20 protein-coding genes are annotated in these 21,019 nt (G+C 72.0%); 9 read left to right on the plus strand and 11 right to left on the minus strand.

Going from position 1 to position 21,019, the window contains the following annotated elements:
• Window positions 1-70 precede the first annotated feature (70 nt).
• The 7 genes from J4G33_RS04760 to J4G33_RS04790 form a co-directional block, all read right to left on the minus strand.
• Window positions 71-1,612: an aldehyde dehydrogenase family protein gene (locus tag J4G33_RS04760; protein WP_307793752.1), complete on the minus strand. Its 1,542-nt coding sequence runs from the start codon at window positions 1,610-1,612 to the stop codon at window positions 71-73.
• Window positions 1,609-3,105: a tripartite tricarboxylate transporter permease gene (locus tag J4G33_RS04765; RefSeq protein ID WP_208054798.1), complete on the minus strand. Its 1,497-nt coding sequence runs from the start codon at window positions 3,103-3,105 to the stop codon at window positions 1,609-1,611. The genes J4G33_RS04760 and J4G33_RS04765 overlap by 4 nt, the downstream gene beginning before the upstream one ends.
• Complete coding sequence (locus tag J4G33_RS04770) at window positions 3,102-3,587, minus strand: tripartite tricarboxylate transporter TctB family protein (RefSeq protein ID WP_208054799.1); 486 nt, start codon at window positions 3,585-3,587, stop codon at window positions 3,102-3,104. The genes J4G33_RS04765 and J4G33_RS04770 overlap by 4 nt, the downstream gene beginning before the upstream one ends.
• Window positions 3,588-3,656: 69 nt before the next feature.
• Entirely contained in the window at window positions 3,657-4,691 is a 1,035-nt protein-coding gene (locus J4G33_RS04775) for a tripartite tricarboxylate transporter substrate binding protein (protein WP_208054800.1), read from the minus strand.
• 125 nt (window positions 4,692-4,816) lie between these two features.
• Complete coding sequence (locus J4G33_RS04780) at window positions 4,817-5,821, minus strand: NAD(P)-dependent oxidoreductase (protein ID WP_208054801.1); 1,005 nt, start codon at window positions 5,819-5,821, stop codon at window positions 4,817-4,819.
• Window positions 5,812-7,389: an amidohydrolase gene (locus J4G33_RS04785; RefSeq protein WP_208054802.1), complete on the minus strand. Its 1,578-nt coding sequence runs from the start codon at window positions 7,387-7,389 to the stop codon at window positions 5,812-5,814. The genes J4G33_RS04780 and J4G33_RS04785 overlap by 10 nt, the downstream gene beginning before the upstream one ends.
• Complete coding sequence (locus J4G33_RS04790; protein ID WP_208054803.1) at window positions 7,389-8,039, minus strand: FMN-binding negative transcriptional regulator; 651 nt, start codon at window positions 8,037-8,039, stop codon at window positions 7,389-7,391. The genes J4G33_RS04785 and J4G33_RS04790 overlap by 1 nt, the downstream gene beginning before the upstream one ends.
• A gap of 26 nt (window positions 8,040-8,065) precedes the next feature.
• Between J4G33_RS04790 and J4G33_RS04795 the strand changes: the two genes are divergently transcribed.
• The 4 genes from J4G33_RS04795 to J4G33_RS04810 all read left to right on the plus strand — a co-directional run bounded on the left by J4G33_RS04795 (window position 8,066) and on the right by J4G33_RS04810 (window position 13,052).
• Window positions 8,066-9,388: an aminotransferase class I/II-fold pyridoxal phosphate-dependent enzyme gene (locus tag J4G33_RS04795; RefSeq protein WP_208054804.1), complete on the plus strand. Its 1,323-nt coding sequence runs from the start codon at window positions 8,066-8,068 to the stop codon at window positions 9,386-9,388.
• A 464-nt stretch (window positions 9,389-9,852) separates the two neighbouring features.
• Window positions 9,853-11,037 carry a type IV secretory system conjugative DNA transfer family protein gene (locus J4G33_RS17725; protein ID WP_307793753.1) on the plus strand — a complete coding sequence of 395 codons (1,185 nt, stop codon included), beginning with the start codon at window positions 9,853-9,855 and terminating at the stop codon, window positions 11,035-11,037.
• Entirely contained in the window at window positions 11,034-11,459 is a 426-nt protein-coding gene (locus J4G33_RS17410) for a DUF4913 domain-containing protein (protein ID WP_208054805.1), read from the plus strand. The genes J4G33_RS17725 and J4G33_RS17410 overlap by 4 nt, the downstream gene beginning before the upstream one ends.
• A 1,089-nt stretch (window positions 11,460-12,548) precedes the next feature.
• Entirely contained in the window at window positions 12,549-13,052 is a 504-nt protein-coding gene (locus J4G33_RS04810) for a hypothetical protein (protein ID WP_208054806.1), read from the plus strand.
• A gap of 586 nt (window positions 13,053-13,638) precedes the next feature.
• Here the strand turns inward: J4G33_RS04810 and J4G33_RS04815 are convergent.
• Window positions 13,639-14,682, minus strand: a complete 1,044-nt coding sequence (locus J4G33_RS04815) for an LLM class flavin-dependent oxidoreductase (RefSeq protein ID WP_208054807.1) — start codon at window positions 14,680-14,682, stop codon at window positions 13,639-13,641.
• Window positions 14,683-14,756: 74 nt separating this feature from the next.
• On the opposite strand from J4G33_RS04815, the gene J4G33_RS04820 reads away from it, so the two are divergent.
• Entirely contained in the window at window positions 14,757-15,752 is a 996-nt protein-coding gene (locus tag J4G33_RS04820) for a P1 family peptidase (protein WP_208054808.1), read from the plus strand.
• A 150-nt stretch (window positions 15,753-15,902) separates the two neighbouring features.
• Here J4G33_RS04820 and J4G33_RS04825 read toward each other — a convergent pair whose 3' ends face one another.
• Window positions 15,903-16,403 carry a hypothetical protein gene (locus tag J4G33_RS04825; protein ID WP_208054809.1) on the minus strand — a complete coding sequence of 167 codons (501 nt, stop codon included), beginning with the start codon at window positions 16,401-16,403 and terminating at the stop codon, window positions 15,903-15,905.
• A 156-nt stretch (window positions 16,404-16,559) separates the two neighbouring features.
• On the opposite strand from J4G33_RS04825, the gene J4G33_RS04830 reads away from it, so the two are divergent.
• On the plus strand, window positions 16,560-16,967 hold the full coding sequence (locus J4G33_RS04830) for an arsenate-mycothiol transferase ArsC (RefSeq protein WP_208054810.1): 408 nt from the start codon (window positions 16,560-16,562) through the stop codon (window positions 16,965-16,967).
• 23 nt (window positions 16,968-16,990) lie between these two features.
• On the opposite strand, the gene J4G33_RS04835 is transcribed toward J4G33_RS04830, so the two are convergent.
• Window positions 16,991-17,461 (minus strand): hypothetical protein, encoded by a 471-nt coding sequence (locus J4G33_RS04835; RefSeq protein ID WP_208054811.1) that lies wholly within the window; start codon window positions 17,459-17,461, stop codon window positions 16,991-16,993.
• A gap of 234 nt (window positions 17,462-17,695) precedes the next feature.
• Here J4G33_RS04835 and J4G33_RS04840 point away from each other — a divergent pair, with 234 nt between their 5' ends.
• On the plus strand, window positions 17,696-18,244 hold the full coding sequence (locus tag J4G33_RS04840) for a hypothetical protein (RefSeq protein ID WP_208054812.1): 549 nt from the start codon (window positions 17,696-17,698) through the stop codon (window positions 18,242-18,244).
• A gap of 20 nt (window positions 18,245-18,264) precedes the next feature.
• On the opposite strand, the gene J4G33_RS04845 is transcribed toward J4G33_RS04840, so the two are convergent.
• Window positions 18,265-19,014 (minus strand): GAP family protein, encoded by a 750-nt coding sequence (locus J4G33_RS04845; RefSeq protein WP_208054813.1) that lies wholly within the window; start codon window positions 19,012-19,014, stop codon window positions 18,265-18,267.
• Window positions 19,015-19,123: 109 nt separating this feature from the next.
• Between J4G33_RS04845 and J4G33_RS04850 the strand changes: the two genes are divergently transcribed.
• Window positions 19,124-20,380 (plus strand): sensor histidine kinase, encoded by a 1,257-nt coding sequence (locus J4G33_RS04850; RefSeq protein WP_208054814.1) that lies wholly within the window; start codon window positions 19,124-19,126, stop codon window positions 20,378-20,380.
• Entirely contained in the window at window positions 20,377-21,015 is a 639-nt protein-coding gene (locus J4G33_RS04855) for a response regulator (RefSeq protein ID WP_208054815.1), read from the plus strand. The genes J4G33_RS04850 and J4G33_RS04855 overlap by 4 nt, the downstream gene beginning before the upstream one ends.
• Window positions 21,016-21,019 lie beyond the last annotated feature (4 nt).

Genomic DNA, 21,019 nt, shown 5'->3' on the forward strand with positions numbered 1-21,019 from the left:
GTGGGCCACGCGTCATCACGCGACACCTCCTCGGGGCGACGGGCAGGCCAAGCTACCCGGGCCCGCGGGCTCAGCCGCCGGTCGGCACGCTCTCGCCGTCGAGGCGGCGGGGGGTGGCTCGGAGCCCCTCGGCCTGCAGGGCCCGGGGCAGCAGGTGCTCGGGCACGGCCTGGTAGGTGACCGGCCGCTGGAACCGTCGCACCGAGCTCGCGCCCACCGAGGAGTGGGTCACGGAGGTGCTCGAGGGGTACGGGCCGGTGTGGGTCGTGCCCCACGCGACAGCGAGGCCGGTCGGGAAGCCGTTGTAGACCACCCGCCCGACGTTCGACGCGAGGGCGGGCAGCACGACCGCGGCGAGCTCGGCGTCCTCCTCCTCAGCGTGCAGGGTGCCGGTCAACGACCCCGGCACGCGGGCCAGGGCCGCGAGGAGGTCAGCGGTCCCGGAGTACTCGACCACGACGGCGACGGGGCCGAAGCACTCCTCGAGCACGAGCTCGGCGGCCTCGTCGAGGTCGTCGGTGGTGGTCCAGAAGAGCGCCGGCTCGGCGAGGTAGCCGGTGGGCTCGGCCACCGGTGCGGCAGGCCCGCCGGCGGCGCGGACCGGGTTCAGGTGGGGGTGCGCCGCGCGGTCCGCGACACCCGTCCGGAAGGCGCGGTGGATGCCCTCGCTGAGCAGCCAGGCCGGACCGGCTGCGCCGAGGGCCCGGCCGAGGTGCTCGCGGATCTCGGCGGCGTGCTCGCGCGGGACCAGCGCGAGTCCAGGCTTGGTGCAGAACTGCCCGGCCCCGAGGGTCATCGACCCCACGTAGCCCTCGGCGATCTCCGCGGCACGGACGGCAGCTGCTCCGGGGGCCACGACCAGAGGGTTGATGCTGCCGAGCTCGCCGTAGAAGGGGATGGGGCTGGGCCGGCTCGCGGCGAGGTCGAACAGCGCTCGCCCCCCGGCGAGGGAGCCGGTGAAGCCCACCGCCTGGATGTGCGGGTCCTGCACGAGGGCCTGCCCGGCCTCGTGCCCCTGGACCATGCCGACGGTGCCGGCCGGCAGCCCGACCCGTGCCACGGCGCGGGCCAGGCACCCGAAGGTCAGGGCCGAGGTCGCGGGGTGGGCCGGGTGCGCCTTGACCACCACGGGACAGCCTGCGGCGAGGGCGGCCGCCGTGTCCCCGCCCGGCACCGAGAAGGCGAGGGGGAAGTTGCTCGCCCCGAACACGGCCACCGGGCCGAGCGGCACGAGCATCCGGTGCAGCTCGGGGCGGGGGCCAGCAGGGGTAGGACCCGCCGGGTCGACGGCGACCTCGAGCAGGGCGCCGTCGTCGACCACGTCGGCGATGTGCCGCAGCTGGTAGCAGGTGCGGTTCAGCTCGCCGTCGAGACGGGTGGTGCCCAGGGCCGTCTCGCGGTCGGCGATCGCGAGGATCTCGGCGCGGGTGGCCTCGAGCTCCTCGGCCGCCGCGCGCAGCAGGGCGCTGCGCACCCCGCGGTCAGCGGCCGCGAGCAGGACTGCGGCCTCGGCGGCGGCCCGGCAGGTGGCTGCGACCTGCTCCGCGGTGGACTCGGCGCCGAGATCCTCCTCGACCAGGCCGGTGCGGGGGTTGATGCTGCTGACGGTCACTCGGAGCTCCTCAGGGTGGTGCGGCGTCCTCGGGCTGAACGGATCAGGGCGACCGTCACGGTCAGCACGCTGAGCAGGAGCAGGGCCAGCGGTAGCGGGTCGAGCATCCACGAGTAGCTGCCGCTGCTGATGATGGTCGCGCGGCGGAACCCGGCCTCGGCGAGGGGTCCGACGATCAGGCCGATGACCAGGGGCGCCGTCGGGAAGCCCGTCTTGATCATGAGGTAGCCGAGCAACCCGGCCCCGCCCATGACGAGCACGTCCACCACGCTCGAGCGCACGGCGTAGCTGCCGATCACGCTGAGGGCGAGGATGCACGGCCACAACAGCTGGGTGGGCACCCGGACGATCTGGCTCCAGGACCGGATCCCCAGCGCCCCGACCACCAGCATCATCACGGGCAGGATGAGCAGGGCGAAGAAGATGCTGTAGATCAGGTCCCCCGAGCCGGAGAACAGCTGCGGCCCCGGCTGCAGGCCGTGGACCGTCAGGGCCCCGATGAGGACGGCCGCGGGCGCGTTGCCGGGGATGCCCAGGACGAGAGTGGGGGCCAGGCTCCCGGGCACCGAGGCGTTGTTCGCCGACTCGGCCGCCGCGAGGCCGCGCGGGTCCCCCCGGCCGAAGTCCTCGCTGCGACGCGCGAGACGCTTGACCTCGTTGTGGCCGATGAAAGAGCCGATGTCACCGCCGGTGCCCGGCAGGGCACCCACGCCGAACCCGATCACCGAGCTGTAGGCGGTGCCGGGAGCGATCCGCCGCAGGGTCGCGAGGGACAGGCGGAAGGACCCCGTCGTCGAGAGGGCACGAGGGTCGTGGGACCGGGCCCGCTGCTCGAACCGGGTGAGGGCCTCGGCGACGCCGAAGATGCCGATCAGCACCGGCACGAACCCGAGCCCCGCGAGCAGCTCGTTCGAGCCGAAGGTCAGCCGCGGATACCCACCGATCGGGTCCGTCCCGACGGTGGCGATGATCAGGCCGAGCACACCGCTGAGGAGGCCCTTGACCATGGCCCCCTCGGACATCGACGCGATCAGCGAGATCGCGAAGAGGGCGAGCATGAAGAACTCGGCAGGACCGAAGCGCAGGGCGTACTGCGCGAGGCTAGGGGCGAAGAAGAGCAGCAGCACCCCACCGACCAGCCCGCCCACGCACGAGGCGACCAGCGAGATCGACAGGGCCTGGCGCCCCTCGCCGCGCAGCACCATGGGGTGCCCGTCGAGCACTGTCGCCGCCGAGGCGGGGGTGCCCGGGATGCGCAGCAGGATCGCGGGGATCGAGCCCGCGTAAACCGAGCCCGTGTAGATGCCGAGCAGCAGCGCGACCCCGGGCACGGGGTCGACGGCGAAGGTGAAGGGCAGCAGGATGGCGATCGCCATGGTCGAGCTCAGCCCCGGGATCGCCCCGACGAGGATGCCGCCGAGCACGCCCACGACCATGAGCAGGAGGGGCTGCCAGGCGAGGATCAGCTGGAGTCCGGCGAGCCAGTCGCTCATGGCAGGAGCCCCTCGACCGGACCGCGGGGCAACGGGATGCCGAACACGGTCGAGAACACCAGGTAGACGACGAGGCTGAAGACCACCGGCACCACGAGCAGCGCCCAGGACCGCCCGACAGCGATGAGCAGCATCGCCCCGAGCAGGAAGGCCGCGGTCGCCGTCAGGTACCCGAGGGGCTCGAGGGCCAGCGCGTAGGCGATGACCAGGACGACGGCCCCGGCCACCCGCAGCGCGCCGCTGCGGGACGGGGCGGCCTCACCCCGGCCGCGCTGGACGGCGAGGGCCACCGCGAGCGCGATGAGGACCCCGGCGAGGAGCCGTGGGTAGCCCGCCGCACCGGGGTCGCTGCCCGAGTCGAGCTCGGCGAGCTCGGCGGTCTGGGCGAAGACGGTGACCCCCGCCGCCACGAGGACCGCCGCGGCGACCAGGTTGCCCCGGCGGCCATCCGTCCGTGCTGTCTCCATCGTGGCTGTCTCCATCGCTCCACCCCTCGGTACCGGTGCGCCTGGGCGCCGGCCCCGGGTGGTGTGCCCGGGGCCGGCGGCGGGTCACTCGTAGATCGCGCTGATGACGTCGTCGAAGCGGGCGTACTCCTCGTCCATGAAGGCCTCGAACTCGGCGGCGTCCCGGCTGGCGGTCGGGAACCCGGCCTCCTCCATGAAGGACTGGAACTCCTCGCTCGCCACGGCCTCGCCGAGGCACGCGTCGAGGACCTCGATCCGGTTCTCGGGGGTGCCGGCCGGGGCGGCGACGCCGATCCAGCTGCCCATGGTCCAGTCGACGTCGAGCTCGTTGAGGGTCGGGACGTCGGGCAGGGCCGGGAACCGCTCCTCGGCCATGACGGCCAAGCCGCGCAGCTCGCCGGCCTCGATCTGCTGGAGCACCTCACCGGCCGAGGGTGAGAGCGCCTCGACCTGCCCGCCGAGCACGGCCGGGATCATCTCGGCCGCACCGTTGAAGGGCACGTACTCGGTGAACGGGGCGTCGAGCTCGAGGCCCAGACCGGCTGCGGCCATGTCCCAGGTGCCGCCGCGCCCGTTGGTCGCCGCACGGATGGTCTCCCCGGCCTCGAGGTCAGCCTGCAGGTCCTCGAAGCTCTCCCACGGGGAGTCGGCGCTGACGGCGAGCAGGGCCGGGTTGGCCGCGAGCTGGGCGAGGCCCTGGAAGTCCTCGGGGGTGAAGTCGCCCGTGCCGAGGTGGTCGAGGATCGCAGCCTCGGTGGTCAGGGTGCCCAGGGTGTAGCCGTCGGGCTCGGCGTCGGCGATGGCCTGGTGCCCGGTGGCCCCTGCGGCGCCGTCGCGGTTGCTGACAATGAACCGGGTGCCGCAGGTGTCCTCAGCGAGGGTGGCGAGCTGGCGGGTCATGACGTCGGTGCCACCACCAGCGGCCCACGGGATGATGATCTCGATCTGCTGGGTGGGGAAGTCGTCGGCCTCGGCCTCGACGTCGGAGCCCCCGTCGGCGTCGGCGGACGAGCCGTCGGCGTCCGAGCAGGCCGCGAGGCCCAGCATGAGGATGCCGACGCCGGCGGCGCTGAGGGCGCGGTGCGGTCGACGTGAGAGGTGTGCGCGGGTGCGGGTCATGTCAGGTCTCCAGTCACTTCGGGGGATCAGGGGTCGGTCGGTCGGTGGTGCCGGGTGGTGGGGCCTGGTCGTGCGAGGGAGGGTGCGGAGGCGCGGTGCGGTGCGGTGCAAGGGTGGTCGCGGGGTCAGGTCATGGCGCCCACCGGACCCACGACGTTGCGTGGCCTGCGGCCTGCGGCCACCCGCAGCACCTGATCGGCGAGCAGGTCCACCTGCAGGCGGAGGGAGGCGTGGGTGTTGCCGCCGACGTGCGGGGTGACGAGCAGGCCCGGCGTGCTGAACAGCTCGTGCCCCGGGGGCAGCGGCTCGGGGTCGGTCACATCGAGGGCCGCGAGGAGGCGGCCCTGGCGGAGCTCGGCGACCAGGGCCTCGGTGTCCACGACCGGTCCCCGCCCGACGTTCACCAGGACGGCGCCGTCGGGCATCGCCGCGAGGAACTCGGCGTCGACCAGGCCGCGGGTGGCCCCGTTCAGGGGCACCGAGCAGAGGACGGCGTCGACCCCCGGCAGCAGGGCCGTGGCGTCGGCGATCGCGTGCACCGTGCCGCCGTCCTCGGTGGTGCGGGCCCGGCTCGCGACCCGGACCACCTCGACGCCGAACCCGGCGAGGCGGGCCTCGATCGCCTGGCCGATGCCGCCGTAGCCGACCAGCATCACGCGTGACCCGAGCAGCCCGGGGGTGCGGTGGTTGGTCCACCGGTCGGCCTGGACGAACCCCGGGATCTCTCGGCGCACGGCGAGCAGCAGGGTCACCGCGAGCTCGGCGGTGGGCTGCTCCATGACGCCGACCGCGTTGCTCAGCACCGCGCCGGGGGGCAGGCACTCGACCAGGCCCTCGACGCCGATCGAGGGCGCCTGGACCAGGCGGGCCCGGGTCGCGGCGGGCAGGGTCTCGCGCAGCACGTGGGTGCTGACGTAGTCGTGGGAGGGGGTCAGGCTGGTCGAGTGGAAGGGCAGCACGACGACGTCGAGCTCGTCCACGGCCACGCCCTCGGTCGGCTCGCCCACCGCGTCCCAGCCGACCAGCCTGACGTCGCCCAGCTCGCCCCGGGCGGCCCGCTCACGCAGAGGGTCCAGGTAGTAGGGGTAGGGGACCGAGACCGTCAGGGGGCTCGCGTGGTTCAGCTCCATGCAAGCTCACCTCCTACGGCCGTGGCCAGCACGGGGATCTCGGCGATCTGCTCGGTGGGGACGGTCAGCGGGTTGGCCCCCAGCAGGCACAGGTCGGCGAGGTAGCCGCGGGAGACCCTGCCGAGGCAGTTCTCGAGGCCCGCGACCCACGCGCCGTGCACGGTGAACAGCTCGAGGGCCTCGCGCACGGTGATCGCCTCGTCGGCGCCGAGCACCCGGCCGTTCTTGCTGGTGCGGTCCACGAACGACTGGATCGCCCGCAGCGGGGAGCCCGGCAGGGGGCGGTCGGTGCTGCCGACCAGGCGGACCCCGGCATCGAGCAGGGACCTCCCCCGGTAGAGCCAGGGGGCGCGGTCCGGGCCGAGCATGTCGGCGAAGTCCGAGACCGAGTCGTAGATGAAGGAGGGCTGGGTCACCACCGCGAGGCCGAGCTCGGCCAGGGCGGGGATCTGGTCGGGGCGGATCGCCCCGCCGTGCTCGATGCGGTGCCGGGCGCCGGGGCGGGGGTGGCGCTGCTGGGCCTCGCGGAAGGCCTCGATCGCGAGGTCGACGGCGAGGTCCCCGATCGCGTGGACGGCCATCTGCCAGCCGGCGGCGTGGCCGTCGACGATCGCGTGGCGCATGGCCTCGGGGTCGTCCTGCCAGCGCCCGGCGCCGCCGGAGCCGACGTAGGGCTCGGTGAGCCGCGCGGCCTGGACCATCATCCCGCCGTCGAGCATCACCTTCTGGGCGCCCAGGGTGAGCAGGTCCCCGCCGAACCCGGTGCGCAGGCCCAGGTCGAGCCCGCGGCTGAAGGTGTCCTGCGCGTTGGTGGCGACGGGGTGCAGCACGTCCGAGGTGGGCATCACCTGCATCCGCACGGGCATCCGCCCCTGCTCGACGAGGGTGATGTAGGAGGCGAGGTCGATCCCGCTCAGGCTGAGGAACCCGCCGTTGCCCGCCTCCATGCAGAAGGTGATGCCCTCGGCCCGGGCAGCGCGACCCGCCCGCTCGACGAAGCCCGCGACGTCCTGGACCGGGTAGGGGATGCGCTGGGCACGCACGTGCTCCTGGGCGGACTCGAGCAGCAGCCCCTCGGCGACCCCTGGGATGGCGAGCACGGCGCGGTCGGTGATGCCGTCGAGCACCGAGGTCGAGACGACGGCCGCGTGGCTCGAGATGTGCCGGGCCCACACGCGCCGTCCGCCGCCCGCGCGGTCGAGCTCCTGGGCCGTGAGGTGCCGGCCGAGCACGCGCTGGTCGTACCCGACCACCTCGATCCAGGCCTCCGGACCGGCGTGCTGAGCGGCGGCGGCGATGGTGCCCAGGGCGGCCTCGACGCTGCCCTGGCCGGCGAGGTCCACGGCGGACATGCCCTGGCCGGTGAACTGCAGGTGGGTGTGGGCATCGATGAACCCGGGCAGCAGCGTGGCGCCCTGGGCGTCGACCGTCTGCTCAGCGGTCACCCCGTCGAGCTCCTCGTCCAGGCCGACCACCCGCCCGGCCAGCACGCCCACGCGGCTGGCGCTGGGCCGCGACGGGTCCATGGTCAGGACGTCGGCCTGCTCGATGATGAGGTCGATGTGCATCAGTGACCGGGCCTCCTCGGCTCTGGGGCGTCCTCCGCGGTGGCCATGAGGTCGGCCACCGCGCGCTCCTCCTCGCGGGGGGATGCCTGCAGGTGCTCGCGGGTCGAAGCGCGGTCCTCGTGGGTGCGGTTCTGGCCGAGCTTGACCTTGGCCTGGGCCTCGTCGACCTCGACACGGAAGCCCAGCACCGCGGGCAGCAGCTGGTCGATGCGGGCGTGGGCCACCTCGTCGAGCTCCCACGGGCCGTCGTCGACCGGGGCCTTGGTCTGCTCGTGCTCGGCGACGAGCTCGACGAGGTGGGCCCGGAGCTCGGTGGGTTCGGTCATGGGGCTCGCGGTGCCGCTCAGGTGGGCGACGCTGAAGTTGTAGGTCGAGAGGCCGGGGTCGCCGTACCAACCGGCGCTCACGTAGGCCCGCGGGCCGTGCAGCACGCACAGCACCCGCTCCCCGGCGGCGATCACCTCAGCCACGGGGTCGACCCGCGGGATGTGGCCGGTGAGGGTCATCCGCCCGTCGACGTCCTCGAGCATCAGGGGGACGTGTGCGGCGCGCAGCGGCTCGGCGGTGACGATCGTCGCCAGCGAGTGCGAGCGCACCAGGGCGGCCACGGCCGCTCGGGCCTCGGTCGCAAAAAGGGGGTTGACCCACATTGAGTGTCCTAGTACAGTTGGTGACCGTGTTAGCGGATGACCTGAAGGGTTCACTATCGTCACAACAGATCGCCGAGGCAATAGCCCGGGCGGTCAGTAACGGGGAGTTAACGCACGGCGACCCCCTCCCCTCGATCCGCAACATCGCGGACACGTGCGGCGTGAGCCCGGGCACCGCAGCCCTGGCCTACCGGTCGCTCCGCGAGCGCGGGATCATCACCTCAGGCCACGGCCGCCGCAGCCGCGTGGCCGACCGTCCCCCGCTCCCCCGGCAGGTGCGACTGCCCCTCCCCCCGGGGGTCCACGACCTCTCGACCTCCTCCCCCGACCCCGGCCTGCTGCCCGACGTCGGGGGGTTCCTGAGCCGCGAGGTGTACGGGGACACGCTCTACGACACCGAGCCCGTCGAGGCCTCCTTCCGTACCGTCATGGCTGCGCAGTTCGCCGCCGACGGCATCCACGGCGAGCTCAGCGCGGTCAACGGAGCCCTCGACGGGCTCGAGCGGGTGCTCGCCGCCCGGCTGCGCCCGGGGGACGCTGTTCTCGTGGAGGACCCGCAGTGGGTCTCCTCCCTGGCCCTGTTCCGCGTGCTCGGCCTCGAGGTGGTGCCCGTTGCCGTCGACGAGCGGGGCATGCGCCCCGAGGCCCTCGCCGAGGCGATCCGGTCCCGGCACTGCTCGGCCATCGTGGTGACCCCCCGGGCCCAGAACCCGTACGGCTCGGCCTTCACCACCGAGCGCGCCGAGGACCTTCGCCGCGTGCTCGCCACGGCCCCCGAGCTCATGGTCATCGAGGACGACCACGCGAGCCTCATCGCGGGCGCACCACCCACCACCCTCACCACGGGACGCGAGCAGTGGGCCGTCATCCGGTCGATGAGCAAGGCGCTGGGCCCCGACCTGCGCGTCGCGATCATGGCCAGCGACGACGAGACAGCGGACCGCGTGCAGGGGCGGCTCATGCTGGGCCCGGGCTGGGTCAGCCACCTCGCGCAGCGCCTGGTCGCGACGGTGCTCAACGACCCGGGCGCGCGCCAGCAGGTCGCCGAAGCCGAACGGACCTACACCCGGCGTCGTGAGGCCCTGGTCTCCGGGCTCGCCGAGCACGGGATCCCCAGCACGGGGAGGTCCGGGCTCAACGTGCTGGTGCCCGTGCCCGAGGAGTCAGCCCTCGCCTCCTACCTGCTCACCCAGGGCTGGGCCGTGCGGTCAGGCGAGTCCTTCCGGCTGCGCAGCGAGCCGTTCCTGAGGGTCGCTGTCGCCACGCTCACCGAGGAGGAGGCGCCGGAGCTGGCTGCTGCGTTTGCGCGGGCGCTGCCGGGGCGAAGGGCGCGGTCGCGGGCCTACTGATCGGGCGGGGCGCTGGACGCGGGTGGGACCAGCACTCAGTCAATGCTGCCGTCTTCCTTGACCTCGATGAAGGTCTCGCCGCAGACCGGCTCATCCGAGGTGTCCAGAACCTCGCTCGTGGCAGTGTCGGTCAGGACGTACCCGTCGCCCTCGCACACCCCTCTGCCGTCGATGGGCTTGCCAGCACAGACAGCCCCATGCTGGGGGGAACTCCTCCGGTTCGATCTCGGTACCCGTGATGGTGAGGGTGACTGAGCGGTCGGATCGGTTCATCACCTCGGCTGCAGGCGGTGGGCTGAACATGTCACATCCCGCTAGAGCAGCGACAGCGATCAGCGCGGGAGCGACTGCGTAGCCGCGCTTGCTCGTGTTGGTCACTCTGCTCGCCTCCTCGGCGTCTCGGGTCGCAGCTCAACTCGTGGCTTGTAGGCGAAGTTGCCGACCCTGTCGCGGGTGGGGTGCTCGTGGCTGAAGTAGTACACGTCATCGGCATTTTCGGGCCTCGCACCGGCAAGACCACCTCCCGGGCGGTCCCCGCGATCCTGGACGCCCCCGAATCGGTGCTGGTGACCTCGAACAAGCGCGACGTCGTGGACGCCATCCGCGACGTCCGCGCCGGAGCTGGCCCGGCATGGGTGGTCGACCCCGCCGGCCAAGACCTCCTCGCCGGCCTCCTGCTCGCCGCCGCCCTGGACTCCCGCCCGATCACCGCGGTCTACACCTGGCTGACACGCCCCACCGACGAAACAGCCGTGGACATCCTGCGCGAGCACGGGTTCCCCCTGACCGCCGACCAGGTCGCCGGCGTCGTCGCGGCCCCGGACAAGCAGCGCGGCGGGGTGTTCGGCACCGCCCAGCAGATGGCCTCCTGCCTGACCAACCGCCAAGTCGCCACCTGGATCACCCCCAGCAGCCCAGCTGACCCCCGCCCCCAGTTCTCCCCCGAGGACTTCGTGCGCGCCGACGGCGGGACCCTGTACTCCCTGTCCAAGGAAGGCCGCGGGACCGCCGGGCCGCTGGTCACCGCGTTGACCGTGGCCGTGGTCGAGGCCGCGGAGGAGCTCGCCGCCCGGTCGGCCGGTGGGCGGCTGGGTACGCCGTTGGTGGGGGTGCTCGAGGAGGCGGCGAACGTGTGCCGGTGGCGCGAGCTACCGAACCTGTACTCCCACTACGGGTCCCGCGGGATCGTGCTCATGACGATCCTGCAGTCCTGGTCCCAAGGCACCGAGGTCTGGGGCGAGGCCGGCATGCGCAAGCTCTGGTCGGCGGCCAACATCAAGTTCTACGGCGGCGGGGTCAGCGAAGCTGCCTTCCTTGAGGACCTCTCGCGCATGATCGGCGACTTCGACCGCCTCTCCTCTTCCACCTCCACCGGGCGAGGGCAGCGCACCGTGTCCCAGCAGCTGCACCGCGAACGCATCCTCGACATCGCCGACCTCGCAGCCCTACCCAAAGGCCGCGCCGTAGTCCTGGCCTCCGGATCACGGCCCACCCTGATCCGCACCACCCCCTGGATGGCCGGCCCTCACGCCGCCACGGTGAAGGCATCGATCGCCGCCCACGACCCCCAGGCCGCACGCACCATCCACCAAGCCCAGACCGACCTGGTCACCGTCCAGGCCAGCCCGGCGGGGGAGGGGGCACTGTGAGCGACTGGGGCCAGGACGACTACAACGACCCAGACACCACCGAGGGTGTCGACGAAGCGGCTGGCGAGGAACCGGAGCTCTACTACGGGTCGGTGGATGAGTTCGTGCGCGAGTACCTGCGCCACGTCTACAAGCGCCGCATCGACGGCCGCCACCGCTGCTGGGCCGGGGAGTGGTGGCGCTACGACGAAGCCGTCATCCGCCTCGAAGCCCTCTGGCGCGCCTGGGAACACCTACGCCACGACCCCGCCACCGGCATGAGCGTCTGGTTCCGCGACCACGCCGACCACCACATGGCGGTACTCATGGACCCCGAGGGCCCCTTCGCCCGGGCCACCGACGGCGAAGAGAACGTCTGCAAGCGCGGTGAGCCTCTTCCGTACGTCCCACCCCCACCTGGCATCTTCCAGGATCGGCCTTGAACACCCGGCCCCGTGAGCCGTGGCTCCTCTAGGGTCCGTAGCAAGCGGGCGCCTGCCGACACCGCAACCTTCACCCAGATGGGCTAAATCCCGGCGGTTTCGGCTCTATACACCCGAGTCACGCGCTGATATAACTTTCGTGAACCTGACGCCTACGGCCGCCTTCGCGGCATGGAGCTAGCCCTTGCATCGTCGCAACCATCGGGCCCTACACACCAGACCACTCCGCCGGAGGAATCCAAGCAGGGACGCCACTCTCCGCTTGTCTTCCCGACGCGCAGCAGCCGGTTCAACACACAGCTCGGCAACGACAGGGTCGAACAGCGACGATCCAGACGGGGAGTAACAGTGAACGAAGCAAAAGCACGAGATTCTCACTACCGTAGGCTCCTAGCCGTTTCCGCGAGCGTTGCCTTCCTGATCACTGGCTGTTCAGCCGATCCGGATCCAGGACCAGACGCTGACGAGCCAGCCCCTATCGCCGAGGCACCGACTGACGAGGACTCAGCAGAGAGTGAGATCGAAGCACCATGCGCTGAGTTCCCTGCTCGCGAAGCAACTGGGCCAGACTTCGAGGGCTGGTGGAGCGCGACACCTGCAGACGCTGACGGCCACACACTTGACGACCCCACGGAATGGCCAGAACAGCAGCGTCAGCACCCGCGAGTTGCACTCGTCAACACGGACACGCTCGAAGTTGTCTCCACTTGGGACCGGATAGTTTGTGGACCGGACGAAACCTTCGATCCGACCAGTTCCTCCGAATGGCCACCGGAATCCTTGGCCATAGTCGACATGGACAGCGGTGAGACGATCGAGATTCACAATCTCGAAGACGCGGCGTCATCAAACTAGAGGCTTTTCACACAGCCCCCTTGAGAACCCACGCCCTGGCGCGCAGCTTCAGCCCTGTCCAAGCGCACGAGAACCACACCGCTCAACTGGCAGATCGACCACTACGGCACACCAACAGAAACGGAACACGATGTCTAGGCGTACGCGAGTTATGCGGCAGTAGTTGGCGCTCTTGCGCTAGCCCTACTACTTCCCGTCCCAGCTAATGCCGGAACCACGGCCAACGACACGTACGTGGAAGCCGGCTCCGTTCTTGCCACCCCACAAGAAGTCGCCGAAATGGGGGGCACCGCCCGAGACGTTGCACACCAGGCTGCGGCCTGGAAGCGACTCCCGGAGGACGTAGCAAGGGCCCAACTCGCGCTCAACGCAAGTGAACGAGAGCTCGCGGCGGCGGCTTTTGACAATATCGTGGAACCATCGCCCGTGACAATCATGGTTTCACCACAGACGTGTGGAGGAGCCTACCTTCACACGTACTACAAGATTAACTCGGACAACCAGGCAATGCAGTGCTTTGCTGGAGCGGCAGGAACCTACACCCTCACAAATAAGTTCGGGCGGGATTACGGCTCAACCACCATTCGACTGCAGCCATCCAGAAAGGGTAGGGTCTACTATGACATTAGCAGCACCTACTACTGGTCGACGACGCGTGGCCCAAATGATAGCAACTGGTACCGGTTCTCGATGAACTATGACCAGAACATCATGGTGCACCGAGTGCAGTTGTACTGAGTCACATCCAGGCCTGAGCAGCCTCCCGCCCGGGCGTTAGGAGCGAGACTTATAGGCGCAGCAAGCTGCGCCATTGGTACTCTACTCGGGCTCACAACTAGTGCGCTCGAAGTGTGACCATAGGGCACCGACGAGCGGACACAATTCTCACGCGCAGAAGATCACGGATCGCGGCGCAACACTGCATTCTAGACTCTTCACGCTCACCGCAGTGTTGCGCCGCACTAGTAGGCTTCTCGTTCATACTGGTAGGCACCACCGGACTGCAGGGTAATGGCTATTCCATCACTGGTGGCCACCGCACTCGACAGAACAACGACTGGAATCGTTAAACATAGGTCAAAAGAAAACTCCAAGAGTGCCGCGTTGACAACTTCCACCATATCGGCGCGACCTGCCCCGCCGTGAACCGTGCTGGATGCCCCCGGCTCCCACCGGAGCCCGGGCGCGCCCTTCGGGTGGCGAGCGCGACCGGGCATGCCGCCTGCCCCGGTGCTGGGCTTGGGCTGAGACGCGCCCGCTGGGCGTCAGGGGCGACGTGCTGGAAGGCGCGAGCCAGGAGGCCGGCGTGGGTCTCCTCCGACCTTCAGGCCACCGCCCGCCACTCCTCGGCCACGGCGGCCAAACTCGCGATACGCCGCGTCCGGTCCAACGACGGGGTCACCAGCACCACCTCGTCGGCCTGGGCGCGCTCCTGCAGGTCCCGCAGCCCGGCGACGACGTCCGTTGCGGTGCCGGTGACCATGCGCGGGTCGAGGTGCTCCCCCGCGCGGCGCATGGCGGCGAACTCCGGTGAGCGCGCGAAGGTGGTGACCTCCTCGGGGCGGATGGGCTCGCGGATGCCGCGGCCGAGGTTGCGCATGGTCAGGGCCCAGCCGGCCTCGAACTCGAGGACGTCGTCGGGGTTGTCGCTCGCGTAGGTCAGCACGGAGATCGCCGAGTGGGGCTCGGCGCGCATGCCGGCCATGCCCTCGCCGGGCTGGAACTCGCGGCGGTACCGCTGCAGCACCTCGACGGCGATCTCGGGGCTCATGTGGTGGGCGAAGACGGCGGCCAGGCCGTTGGCCGCGGCGAACTGAGGGCCGTAGCCGCTCGAGCCGAGCATGAACACCTCGGGGCGGTCCTCGACCACGGGGGCTGCTACCAGCGGGGCGTACGGGTGGCCGTCGGCGAACCCCTCCCCCAGGAAGGACAGCAGCTCGGCGACCTGACCGGGGAAGTCGCTCGCGACGTCGACCGAGGCGCCGCGGCGCAGCACGTGCGCGGTCAGCGGGTCGGTGCCGGGGGCACGGCCCAGGCCCAGGTCGATGCGTCCGGGGTGCAGGGCCAGCAGGGTGCGGAACACCTCGGCGACCTTGAAGGGCGAGTGGTTGGGCAGCATGATCCCCGCGGCCCCCACCCGGATGCGCTCGGTGCGGCCCGCGAGGGCGGCGATGAGGATCTCGGGGGCGCTGCAGGCCAGGGACCGCATGTTGTGGTGCTCGCTCACCCAGTACCTGCCGAACCCGGCGCGCTCGACGGCCTGAGCGACCTCGGCCGCCCCCTCGAGGGCCTGGGCGGGGGTCTCGCCGTGCTCGATCCCGACGAAGTCCAGGACGGCCAGGGGCAGGGTGGGGTTCTCGGTGCTCACCTCGGTGGCAACCGGGGCCCCCGGGGCGGCATTCCGGACGTGGCGAGCGGCACACCTGTGGCAGCGTGAGGGGCATGTCCTCGTCGATCACCGACGTCCCGGGCCTGCGCGTCGGCCAGGTCCACCGCACCGGCGACGGCTGGCTCACCGGGGTGACCGTGGTGCTGCCCCCGCCGGGCACCGTCGCGGGGGTCGACGTGCGCGGCGGCGGGCCAGGCACGCACGAGACCGACGCCCTGGACCCGCGCACCCTGGTCCCGACCGCTGACGCCGTGGTCCTCACCGGGGGCAGCGCCTACGGCCTGGTCGCCGCGCACGGAGCGCAGCGCTGGTGCGCCGAGCAGGGGCGCGGGTTCCCGGTCTCGGAGGTGCCCGGCGAGGTGGTGCCCATCGTGCCCGCCGCGGCGATCTTCGACCTGGGCCGCGGAGGTCGCTTCGACGCCCGACCCGACGAGCAGATGGGGTACGACGCCGCAGCCGCCGCCGGGGCGTCGCCCGAGCACGCCGTCGTCGAGCGGGGCAACGTCGGGGCCGGGACCGGGGCGGCCATCGCGCGGCAGAGCCACAAGGGCGGGGTGGGGACGGCGTCGGTACGGCTGAGCGGGCCGTGGTCGGACGTCGTGGTGGGTGCGATCGTCGTGGTCAACGCCGCGGGTGCCCCGACGAGCGGCCGACCGAGCGCAGGGCCCGACGCCGGCTCCACGGTCACCGGGCCACCCGGCGGGGCGATGCCTGCCCCGCCGCTCAACACGACCCTCGCCGTCGTCGCGACGAACGCGGCCCTCGACCCGGCCGAGACCTCCCGCACCGCGACCACCGCCCACGACGGCATGGCCCGCGCCCTGGATCCCGTGCACACCCTGGCCGACGGCGACACCGTCTTCGCCCTCGCCACGGGCCAGGTCGCGCTGCCTGCGCCGGACGATCGCGCGGCGCGGGTCGGCGCCCTGGTCGAGATCCAGGCGGCGGCCGCCCGGGCGGTGGAGCTCGCCGTCCTCGACGGCGTCCGGTCCGCGACGGCGGTGCGCACCGAGCGCGTGGAGCTGCCGGTGTGGCCTGGCGTGACCTGACCTCGGCGTCGGTAGGTTCGACCCGTCGGGTGTCGACATCGGGGGCTTGGACCGAGCTCGGCCTCGCCAGCGGCCGGATGACCCGACGACCGTCGAGTCCTCCAGCCCGGTTCCGAGCCCCGGCGCAGCCGCCGACGACCGCGATTCTCCCTAGTGGCCGGGCACCGCGCCCGTGGTGAGGTCGTCGAGGAACTCCTCGAGCTCGGGCTGGCGGGAGTCCGCGTCGTAGTAGAAGCGGACCACGAGCTCGGAGGACGCGACGGCGCCCATGTACTGGTGCGTGGTCACCGTGCCGTCGGTGTGGGTCAAGTACCACGGGTCACCGAGGTCGCCGTGTGCCTCCGGCTCAGCCGTGCAGGTGCGGCCCTGCCCCTCGGCCAGCTCGCACAGGTGCATGGCGGTCTCCGCCGGAGGTGTCGTGCTCGTGGCCACCACGAGGTGCGCGGTCGGCCGATCGCCAGAGCCCTCGAGGGTGACGACGTCGGGGTAGGCCTCGTCCGACTCGGCGATGTAGCCCTCGGGCAGGGACGCGTCCAAGCCGTGGATGCCAGGCCAGTCCTCGCCGTCGGCTGTCGACGCCGCACCGGACGCGCACCCGACGAGCCCTGTCACAAGGGCCAGGCTGACGACAGGGAGGCGGGTCGATCGCATGGCGCCGACCGTAGGCGCAGCGCTCGGCGCCGAGGTGGCCGTGGGGTGAACGCGCGTCACGCCGAGGCCTCCGCGGCGTCATCTCCTCGGAGTAGCGTGCGGCCGAGCGTGCCTTCTCCACCGCGTCGTCAGACGCCGACCTGATCGGATCCCGCGATGCCCCAGAGCACCCCCCACGTCACGTTCGTCTGCCAGAAGAACGGCGGCAAGTCTCAGATGGCTGCGGCCCTGATGCGTCACCTGGCGGGGGACGACGTCGTCGTGACGTCTGCGGGGACCGCGCCGGGCGCCTCGTTGAACGCGCAGTCGGTGGAGGCCCTCGAGGAGATCGGGGTGGGGGTGGGGGACGAGCACCCCAAGGCACTGACCGCCGAGATGATCGAGGCCTCTGACCTCGTCGTCGTGCTCGGCGCCGAGGCTCAGGTCGAGGCGACCCCGGGCACGCGGATCGAGACGTGGATCACCGACGAGCCGTCCGAGCGCGGCATCACCGGGATGGAACGGATGCGGCTCGTGCGCGACGACATCCGCTCGCGGGTCGAGGACCTGCACAGCCGGCTCTGAGCTCGGGACCAGTCGCAGATGCCCTACTGCTCGCTGGTCGGACCGACCGCGAGCGGTATCCGCTCTCCCGCATCGCTCTCGTCATGCAGGTCGCGCCTGATGAGGTAGGCGTCGGAGCCGAGGGCCACGAGAGCTGCGGCTCTACGGGCTGCCCGAACCAGTCGAACAGGGTCCGGCCCATAGAGGTAGCAACACATCTCACTGCCCTCCTCCTCGACGTCATCGACGAGGTCGTTGTCGTCATCGAGGAACTGATGGAGCGCTGCGATCACGTCGTCACTGATCGCGTGACGATCGACGTCGAACCGCAGCTGGACCTCCCAGTTCGTCGAGCTCGGCCTCGTCGATGAGGGCACCCCCTCGTCGTCGGGGAGGTCGGCGGAGCCGGGCGAGGCGCTCGGCGTCACATAGACCTGAAGGCCCTGTCCGGCCTCTGCGCTGCCCCTGACCTCCATGACCAGGCCAAGCTTCCCGACCATCTCGTTGATGGGCATCATCAAGGTGTGGATGGACTCACTCAAGAGATCTTCGGGGACATCACTCCCGAAGGTGAGCAGGACTCCCGACCAACGACTCTGCATCTCGCCATCCCCTCAACCGATGCTGCCCAACACGTGATCGCGAACGGGTCTGGCCCACGCCCCGTGGCGGGGGTCGGAACAGGAGCTGGACGCTAGCAGCCCCCCGGTGCTGTAGAGGGTGTCAGCGCCCCGCGTCAGGATGGGGGGATGACGACCACGCCGACACCCGCCCGCGTCCTCGCCGCTCTCTCCGCCGGGGTGGCGACCACCGCCTTCTACGCGACCCCCGACGTCTTCGCGTCCCGCGCGGCGCGCGTCTGGGCGAAGGCTGGGATCGGCGCCGTGCTCCTCGCCAGCTCGGCCCCCGAGGTCGTGGCCGCGCGAGAGACCTGGCGCGAGAAGCGGGCCAGTGCCGCGGAGGCCGCCGAGCAGCTGGCCACCGTTGCCGTCGAGCCCGGCGACCTGCCGGACAACCGCCTCGACGACCCCGTCGTGCCGGTCGACCTGACCGAGGCGTGGCAGGGCATGAACACCCGGGGCAAGGCCGTCGTCGCCGGGGTCACCGTCGGGGCCGTCGCGTCCTCGGTCGCGCTCATGGTGCTCGGCGAGCGCTGGGTGTTCCGGCGGGGCGAGTCCCGGGCCGCAGCCGGCAAGACCCTCCCGCACACCGGCCCCGCCCTGCTCTACGGCGTGCTGGCCGCCGGGGTCGCCCTCCTCCCCGACCCCACGGAGGATGCGTCGGGCAGCGCCGCGTAGCGCTCGGCAACGAGCCGGCGTCAGCCACCCAGCCCGCCCAGCAGGTCCCCGACCTCCGGCAGCCGACCCAAGGCGTCGCGGGCCAGCAGAAACCCGACGATGCCCACGATCCACGCCGTCGTCTCCGCCCCGGTGCGCTCCATCCACCCCTGCAGGCGCAGCAGCGGAGCCTCCACCAGCCGGCGGGCCACCAGTCGCGCCAGGAGCAGGGCGAGGGCCGGCAGCACCATGACCACGCAGTAGGCGGCCAGCACCCCGACCTGCTCGACGACGCCCAGGCCCGAGGTCGAGAGCAGCCCGATCGCGCCGAGGTACGGGAGCATCGTCGCGACCTCCGCGGCAGCGGCCCCCAGCGCGAGGGCAAGCAGCGCACCGCCCCCGCCCTGCCCGCTCATGGCCCGCTCTCGCCACCGCATCAGCCGGCCCTGCCCCCTCCCGGGCCCTGCACCGGCGGCCTTCCCGCCAACGGGCTTCCTGCCGATGAAGAAGCTCCACACCAGCAGAGCCGCGCCGATGAGCAGCTGCCCCACAGTGCCGCCCGGGGTCTCGAGCGCACCCTGGGCGCCGTCGAGCACGGCGTCGGCTCCGGCGAGGAGCGCGACACCCACCGCCAGGTAGAACGCCGCGACGGTGCCGAGGAAGGCCAGCACCCGGCCCGCCCGCAGCCCGGTGGGGGCGAGCATGAGCCAGAGCGGGATCAGCAGCGTGCCGAAGCTCGTGCTGTCGATGAGGGCGAGGACGGCCAGCGGCCCGAGGAGCTCGAGGGTCATACGTCGAGCCTGGGGCGAGCGGGGCGGCGTCGTCGTCGGGCGAAGGCCGTGCTCGTGCGTACATCCTTCGGCTGACCTGCCCGAGCGGGCGCTGTGCTGGGATGGCGGGATGGACGGGCCGGTGGGGTGGTGGCGGCGCGAGGCCCGGGGCACCGCGCGACGGCGGGTCGTGAGCGACGCCGCGGTGACCTTCCTCGTCGGCGTGGCGCTGCTGTGGTTGGGCATGGTGGGGATCTGGACCTCCGGCCCCGGGCCGGTCGAGAACAGCTGGGTGCACCTGGCTCCCCTGGCCGTCGGCTGCCTGGTGATGCTCGCCAAGAACCGGTACCCGCTAGGGGCCCTGGCCGCCGGTGGGCTGGTGCTCGGGGTCGACGCGGCCCTGGGTGGCAGCGTCGGGGTCCTGGTGGTGCTGATCGACCTGATCTACTCGGCCGCGCTGCGCACCGGGCCCGCGGCCTTCCGGCGCCTCACCGTGGGGGTCGGCCTGACCATAGGCGCGGCCGCCGTCGCGGGCCTCGTGACCGAACGGACCGTCGCGGGGACGGTGCTGTTCGCCCTGCAGGCCTTCGCCGTGCTGGGCACACCCCTGTGGTGGGGGCTCACCGTCCGCAAGCAGGCCGAGCTCACCGCCCTGGCCGAGGAGCGGGCGGCGGACCTCGAGCGGCTCGCCGAGCTGCGCGAGCGCGAGGTCCTCGCCGAGGAGCGCACCCGCATGGCCCGTGACCTGCACGACGCCGTCGCCGGGAACCTCTCGGCGATCGCGATCCACGCCGAGGCCGCCCTGACCGCCGCGCCGGCCCCCTCCGGCCGGTCCTCCCTCGAGGCGATCCGGGCCGCGAGCGTGCAGTCCCTGCAGGAGATGCGTTCCATGATCATGCTGCTGCGGGCTGCGGGACCCCCCGGAACGACCGGCACCGTCGGCGCGACGGGGGCCACCGGTCAGGCCGTGCCCGACGACGCGACCTCACCCCCGCGGCTGGGCGAGGCACGCTCCCTGCTCGCCGCGGTCGCGGCCCAGGGCCTCGACCTGACGCACAGCGGCTGCTCCCTCGACGACCTGCCCGAGCTGCCGGCCGTCGTGGACCAGGCCGCCTACCGCGTGCTGCAGGAGGCCCTGACCAACGCGGTCAAGCACGGGGACGGCGCGGGGGTCGAGGTCACCGTGGAGCACGACGACGAGATGCTCCACCTCCGCATCACCAGCACCGGGGGTGGCGGTGAGCGCGGGACAGGATGGGGGTTGGTGACGATGCGCGAGCGGGCCGAGGCCCTCGGCGGGAGCCTCGAGGCCGGGCCGGTGGAGGTCAACGGTTGGGTCGTCGACGCCCGCCTGCCGCTCATCGCCTCCGCGGGGCACCCCTCATGATCCGGGTGCTGCTGGCCGACGACCACGCGGCCATCAGGTCAGGGCTGCGGGCCATGCTCAGCCCGCACGAGGACGTCCTCGTGGTGGGCGAGGCGGCCGACGGCGCCGCGGCCGTGGCCAACGCCCGCGCACTGCAGCCCGACGTCGTCCTCATGGACATCCGGATGCCCGGCACCGACGGGATCGCCGCGACCCGCACGATCGTCGACGCAGGGCTGGCTGACGTGCTCGTCCTGACCACCTTCGACGTCGACGAGTACGTCTTCGGGGCGCTGCGCGCGGGCGCGGCGGGGTTCCTGCTCAAGACCGTCGGTGCGGCGGCCCTCGTGGACGCGGTGCGGCGGGTGGCTGCGGGCGAAGGAGTCGTGGCCCCCGAGGTGACGCGGCGGCTGCTCTCCGCCTTCGCCGCCAGCCCGGCCCCGCCGTCCGCCCCCGCGTGGTTGACCGAGCTCACCGAGCGTGAGCGGGAGGTGCTGGGCTGCCTGGGCCGGGGCCTGTCCAACGCCGAGCTCGCCCTCGAGCTCTCCGTCTCCGAGGCCACCGCGAAGACCCACGTCTCGCGGGTGCTGGCGAAGACCGGCTGCGCCTCCCGCATGCAGGCCGCGATCGCCGCCCGTGACCACGGCCTCGCCTGACGGG

It is taken from the genome of Actinotalea soli, from assembly GCF_017565425.1.
Lineage (GTDB): Bacteria > Actinomycetota > Actinomycetes > Actinomycetales > Cellulomonadaceae > Actinotalea > Actinotalea soli.